Origin of the sequence: Citrobacter sp. wls826 (assembly GCF_005281245.1) — a bacterium.
GTDB classification, from domain to species: domain Bacteria; phylum Pseudomonadota; class Gammaproteobacteria; order Enterobacterales; family Enterobacteriaceae; genus Citrobacter; species Citrobacter braakii.
Window position 1 is genome coordinate 37,547 of the sequence record NZ_SZWS01000022.1, and the last position, 6,538, is coordinate 44,084.

At 53.5% G+C, this 6,538-nt stretch carries 5 protein-coding genes and 1 pseudogene; all 6 read left to right on the plus strand.

The window, feature by feature from the left end; genetic code table 11:
• A partial coding sequence (locus FDW87_RS21805; protein WP_252363011.1) for a phosphoadenosine phosphosulfate reductase family protein occupies positions 1 to 317 on the plus strand: 317 nt, incomplete at its 5' end.
• Positions 318 to 508: 191 nt separating this feature from the next.
• Complete coding sequence (locus FDW87_RS04595; protein ID WP_049268519.1) at positions 509 to 3,196, plus strand: CRISPR-associated helicase/endonuclease Cas3; 2,688 nt, start codon at positions 509 to 511, stop codon at positions 3,194 to 3,196.
• 18 nt (positions 3,197 to 3,214) lie between these two features.
• A complete protein-coding gene (casA, locus tag FDW87_RS04600) occupies positions 3,215 to 4,783 on the plus strand; it encodes a type I-E CRISPR-associated protein Cse1/CasA (protein WP_049268520.1) in 1,569 nt (522 codons plus the stop codon).
• Positions 4,776 to 5,381: a type I-E CRISPR-associated protein Cse2/CasB gene (gene casB / locus FDW87_RS04605; RefSeq protein WP_053090388.1), complete on the plus strand. Its 606-nt coding sequence runs from the start codon at positions 4,776 to 4,778 to the stop codon at positions 5,379 to 5,381. The genes casA and casB overlap by 8 nt, the downstream gene beginning before the upstream one ends.
• Positions 5,382 to 5,395: 14 nt before the next feature.
• Positions 5,396 to 6,454 (plus strand): type I-E CRISPR-associated protein Cas7/Cse4/CasC, encoded by a 1,059-nt coding sequence (cas7e, locus tag FDW87_RS04610; protein ID WP_049268521.1) that lies wholly within the window; start codon positions 5,396 to 5,398, stop codon positions 6,452 to 6,454.
• A 9-nt stretch (positions 6,455 to 6,463) separates the two neighbouring features.
• A pseudogene (locus FDW87_RS23275) lies at positions 6,464 to 6,538 on the plus strand (type I-E CRISPR-associated protein Cas5/CasD); the annotation flags it as partial.

The window sequence follows — 6,538 nt, forward strand, 5'->3', positions numbered from 1 at the left end:
TGAACCGCGCGCTTAAAGAACTCAATGCGCAAACCTGGTTTGCCGGTCTGCGCCGCGAACAGTCGGGCAGTCGGGCGCATTTGCCGGTGCTGGCTATCCAGCGCGGCGTGTTTAAAGTGCTGCCGATCATCGACTGGGACAACCGTACCCTTTACCAGTATCTGCAAAAGCACGGCCTGAAATACCATCCACTGTGGGATCAGGGCTATCTGTCAGTTGGTGATACCCATACCACCCGCAAATGGGAGCCGGGTATGGCGGAAGAAGAGACGCGGTTCTTCGGATTGAAGCGCGAGTGCGGATTGCACGAAGGGTGATCGTCTCATCAGCACCGGAAAATAGAGGGAAATATTTCTGGTGCTTATTTATATAATTCATCTTATTCATATTTATTATTATCTTGCATAAATACTTTATTTTGCGCGTTAAGGTGTGATTCTGATCACCGATATTATTTCTTAGTCTGTAATTCTCTTAATATATTTGGATTCGGACTTGTTATTAATAAATGGCTAATTACGCACCTTATTTTGCTTACTGGGGAAAAACCAGTAAAAAGGAAAATATTCACGACCAGGGGGATGCATACCATTTGCTGCCCTATCACTGTCTGGATGTGGCGGCCTGCGGTTGGCAAATGGTGATGTGCAATCGCTTTCATGCGGCAGATATCTTTGCCGAATTAGGTTTCTCCCGGGAAGAGGCTGCGCGCTGGTTTGCCTGGATACTGGGGCTCCACGATATAGGGAAATTCGCGCGGGGTTTTCAGCAGCTCAATAAGACGTCTTACCCGGATTTGGTGCCCGGTATCAGCGGGATTGGCTATCCTGAACGACACGACTCGCTGGGATACTGGTTCTGGCAGGGGTTGAGAAAAGCATGGCCCAATGCGTTACCTGCGTTAACACGCGAAAGTGAAAGAACGCTGGATATCTGGCTCAACGTCGTCACCGGTCATCATGGTGTTCCGCCATTAAAGGATGTCAAAGGAAGCGTTGCTTTTACCCCCGAAGACAAAGTGGCTGCCGAAGAATGGATGGCGGCGCTCTCTTCTCTCCTCAATGTCACTGATTTCCCCGACCGGTTTTGCGACAAAATCTGGCGTAAAAAACTCTGTCAACAAAGCTGGCTGCTGGCTGGACTGACAACGCTTGCGGACTGGATGGGATCGAACCAACATGATTTTCCACTGGTCAGTACCGTTATGCCAGATAGCGCGTACTGGCAGAGGGCCTTAGCACAGGCCACGCACGCGCTGGCGCAACTTCCTCAGCTTTCTTCGGTAGATACCCACCGTAATCCGGCCGATCTGTTCCCGTTTATTCAGCACTTAACGCCGCTTCAGCAAAGCGCTATGGACATAGCGATTTCAGCCGAAGGCCCACAACTTTTTGTACTGGAGGATGTGACCGGTGCAGGCAAAACGGAAGCGGCGCTGATCCTCACCCAGCGGTTAATGGCTCAGGGGAAAGGTGACAGCCTGTACGTTGGACTGCCGACTATGGCAACCTCAAACGCCATGTTTCAACGGCTGGCAACGGCTTATCGCGCGTTATTTGTAGCAGAGCAACGCCCGTCGCTGGTGCTGGCGCATGGCTCAAGCGGCATGTCGGAGGCCTTCACGCATTCCCTGTGGTCATCGCGGAATGCCGGACAATCTGCCTATATACCGGATGAACAGGCTGCCAGCAGTACCTGCAATATCTGGTTTGCTGATTCACGCAAGAAATCGCTGCTGGCTGAGGTGGGGGTCGGAACTCTCGATCAGGCATTAATGGCCGCCATGCCATTTCGTCATCAGTCTCTACGTTTGCTCGGGCTGTATCGCAAGATCCTGCTTTTGGACGAAGTACATGCTTATGACAGCTATATGGTGCGTCTGCTGGAAGGGCTACTGACCTTTCATGCGGCTCAGGGCGGTAGCGTCATCATCCTGAGCGCCACGCTGCCCTCGTCTTTACGCCATACGTTACTGAATGCTTTCCAGCGCGGTATTAACGGTGCTCCCGTTATTGCCGATCAAAATGCAGGCTATCCCTGGCTTTCGCATCTCAGTTCGCAGGGGGTATCTGAACGCTATATTCCCACGCGTCCTGAAGTGGCTCGTCGCGTTGCGGTGCAGTGGCTCAACGATCCGGACAGCGCCCGCGAACTGATCCTCCGCACCGTTGAAAGCGGGCAATGCATCTGCTGGATCCGTAACACGGTGGATGACGCGATTACCGTCTATCGCCAGTTGCTGGATAGCGGGCTTGTTCCACCAGAAAACCTGCTGTTGTTCCACAGTCGTTTTGCATTTATCGATCGTATGGCAATAGAAAATCGGGCGCTGGAATGGTTCGGAAAATCAAGCACACCAACGTTGCGGCGCGGCAAAGTGCTGATCGCAACACAGGTTGTGGAACAGAGTTTGGATCTGGATATCGACGTCATGATTAGCGACCTGGCCCCGGTCGATTTATTGATTCAGCGCGCAGGACGTTTACAGCGCCATATTCGCGATCGACACGGGGCGCTAACCGGGCAGATGCCAGATGGTCGTCTGTCTCCAGCGTTGCACATTCTGGCGCCGGAGTGGCAACCGGAAGCGGAAAGTGGCTGGCTGGGTGAACATCTCAAAGGTACAGGCTATGTCTACGAAGACCACGCTTGCCTGTGGCGGACACAGGCAATATTGCGCGATAAAGGGGAGATTCGCATGCCGGAAGATGCGCGCGAACTGGTGGAAAGCGTATACGAAGCATGGATAGCCGCGCCCGTTGGCCTGCAAGCTCAGGAGGATAACGTTTACGGCAAAGATCTCAGTGTGAAGGCTGCCGCAAAGCAAAACATTCTGGATTGGGAAACTGGCTATCACCGTACCGCAAGCATGGCGGGATGGAGTGACGACGTGGAACTTTCCACCCGATTAAGCGAGCCCACCGTCGATTTGTTTCTTGCCTGGCGGGCAGAGGGAGGATCGCTGCAATCCTACGCCCGGCTGGAACCGTTTTCCTGGCAACAAAGTCGCCTCTCATTGCGGGAAACGCTATGGCAGAAAATTGCTGCTAACGCGCCGTGTTTGCAGGGGGAAGAACTCGAACATTTTCGCCACGAAATTCACAACCCGAATGCACAGGTGCTGTTACTTACAGAGGGGGACGCGTCGGCAGTTTATAGCAAGGCGTGGGGGTTATCGAGCCAGCATTTGCAGTAATTTATTTCAGGAGGAATCATGTTTTCACTTATCACGGAGCCCTGGCTGCCGGTTATCGACAGGCAGGGGCAGCGGCGAAAAATTTCGCCAGGCGAGCTGGCTGATAATGACATTATCGAACTGGCGTGGCCGCGCGCAGATTTTCAGGGGGCGGCATATCAGTTATTGATTGGCCTGCTACAAACGGTATTCGCGCCGGAGGATGAAGAACAGTGGGAGGATATCTGGGAAGATGGTATCGATCCGGACCGCTGGCAAAAAGCGCTGGAACGCGTGGCGGTTGCCATGCAGTTTGGCCCACAGAAACCCGCTTTTTTGCAGGATTTTTCCGGGCTGGATGTTAAAAACAGCGCAATCGCCAGGTTATTGATTGATGCTCCCGGCGGCAACACTGTTAAGTTAAATAAAGATCACTTCGTAAAACGTCGCATTTATCGGCATTTTTGCCCGCACTGTGCAGTGATGGCGCTTTATACCGTTCAGACCAACTCCCCTGAGGACGGAGCCGGGGGGCGTACCAGCATGCGCGGCGGTGGACCGCTGACGACGCTGTTAATGCCAGTTCAGCCAAATGAGCCGCTTTGGCGCAAACTTTGGCTGAATGTTATGCCTGGGCAGCTGCAATGGCAGGATGAGCAACTGGCTCTGATTTTCCCGTGGCTGGCCGCAACCCGCAGTAGTGAAACGTCAAAAAATAGGGTGACGCCCGAAAATGCACATCCGCTCCAGGCCTATTGGGGCATGCCGCGACGGCTGGAAATTGATTTCAGCCATACGCAAAGCGGCGAGTGTGATTTGTGCGGTGAGCCTCATCCTGCATTGCTCAGCCAGATCCGCAGCAAAAACTACGGCGTGCAGTATGACGGCTGGGTTCACCCGCTTTCACCGTATCGAAAAGCGCTGAAAGACGCGGCGTCACCGATGCTGGCGCTCAAGGGACAACCTGGTGGTCTGGTCTATAAAGACTGGCTGGGGCTGGGGCTGGCGATGAAGACGGAAGATAAACTGAATTGCACGATCCCTGCACGCGTTGTGCTCGAGAATCCAGAGCCGGGAGCTACCGGATTATGGTGCTTTGGTTTTGATATGGATAAAGCCAAGGCGCGCTGTTGGTATGAGCATCGTTTACCTCTGATCGCGCTATTTGCCGATGAAGCGGAAAGCTTTAAAGACCTGCTTTCAATTGCACTCGAACTGGCGATCTCCGTTCGACCTCTCCTCGTTCAGGCGCTTAAACAGGCCTGGTTCGGGAGCCCTAAAAAGGCGAAAGGGGATTTCAGTATGGTGGATATCGCCTTCTGGCAGCAGACCGAGCCAGGATTTCGTCAGCTATGGCAGACGTTAAGCCAACATCCTTCTTCTCTTCAGCCTCAGGCGCGCGCCGCGCTGCGGGAGTGGGGAGAGAACCTGCAACGCGGGTTGCTACAAATATTCGACCAGAGCGCTTTTACCAACCCCGATAATACGGCTGATTTGCAACGAATTTTGTCTGCCCGGCTCAGTCTTATCAAGAATGTCAAAAAACTCACCAGCCTGAAAACACTGAAGGAGCTCGCTATGGAACATAAGGAGCAGGCGAATGTTTGAAACTAACACCGGAAAAGAGCTGATTATTATCGACGGTGCGCCTGGCATTATTCGCCGTTGGTTTCGGAGTTTGCAGGAACGCAATAGCGTCGATGCTGCTTTTACAGGCAATGGTCGGGCCTGGCGAGCAGAGCTGCGTCATGCGGTTTTACCGTATGGGGCGCTCACCAGCCAGGCTTTTCATCATCTGAACCGTGCGCTGACGGACGTAGAAAAGCAGGCCAGCGACAAACTGGCATTAGCCATTTTTACAGGCATTGCGGCCCATGCCCATCACGACAACGCCACCGGCTCTTTCGCCCGCCAGCTTGGTGAAGAGATTAAAAGCGGCCCCTGCCTTTCACGTCAGCGTTTCGATCGCCTGTTGGCGGTCAGAACCCCGGCGGAACTCTCCAGTCAACTGATTCGTGCGGTAAAACTGCGCGGTGACCAGGGCGTTAACCTTGTGTCGCTGGCTGACGGGGTTTTCTTATGGATGCGTGAATGGCAGGCGAAAGAAGCACATCTGGCGGCTGAAAGTAACCCTTTTAAGCGCCTCTCCGTACGCTGGGCCAGTGAATATCTGCAGGCTGGCGAAAAATCTCCCAGGAACAAATAAAAAGGATTTCACTCATGACGACATTTATTCAATTGCATATTCTGACGGCTTACGCCCCCGCTAACCTGAACCGTGATGATACCGGACGTCCGAAAACCGCCATTATGGGCGGGGTAGAGCGTCTTCGGGTCTCCTCACAAAGTCTCAAGCGCGCATGGCGTACCTCGGAAGTTTTTGAAAGCGCTCTTAGTGGACATATTGGCACCCGTACTCGCCGTCTGGGCAGTGAGATTTATAAACATCTGCTGGCTGGTGGAGTTGCAGAAAAGATGGCGCTTTCCGCCGCTGGAAAAATAGCCAGCCAGTTCGGCAAATTAAAAGCCGATAAAAATGCGAAGGCGGAAGAGAACCTGAATATCGAACAACTGGTGCATATCAGTCCGGATGAATACCGGCATATAAACCAACTGGTTGAAACGCTGATTGCGGATAAACGTGAACCGGAAGTGAGCGAGCTGAAGCTGTTACGTGAAACTGCCAGCGGCGTTGATATCGCGCTGTTTGGTCGCATGCTGGCGTCCAGCCCGGCGTTTAACGTTGAAGCCGCTTGCCAGGTGGCTCATGCTCTTGGCGTCAGCGCCGTTACGGTTGAAGAGGATTTCTTTACGGCAGTGGACGATCTGAACCGTAAAGAGGATGACGCCGGGTCGGCGCATATGGGTGAGAAGGGCTTCGCCTCTGCGTTATTCTATTCTTATATTTGCATCAGTCGCGACCTGTTACTGGAAAACCTCAATGGTGATAAAGCCCTGGTCGCGCGAACCCTTAAGGCGCTGGCCGAAACGGCGCTCACCGTCTCGCCAACCGGAAATCAGAACAGCTTTGCCTCGCGTGCTTACGCATCTTACGCACTGGTGGAAATGGGACGCCAGCAGCCTCGCGCGCTTTCAGTCGCTTTCTTTAATCCTGTTCGTGGAGAAGATCAGCAGACACAGGCCATTCAACGCCTGAAAGAGCAGCGGCAGAAGTTTGAACGCGCTTACGGGTCACGTGAGGGGGAGCGCCACTACGAGATGAATGTGGAATCGGGCGAAGGTTCGCTCCAGGAACTGCTGGAGTTTGTCAGCCAGTAAGGAGTTGCGATGTCCCGCTATCTTGTTTTTCAACTTTACGCGCCGTTGATGTCCTGGGGCGAAGCCGCCGTGGGCGAGGTGAGG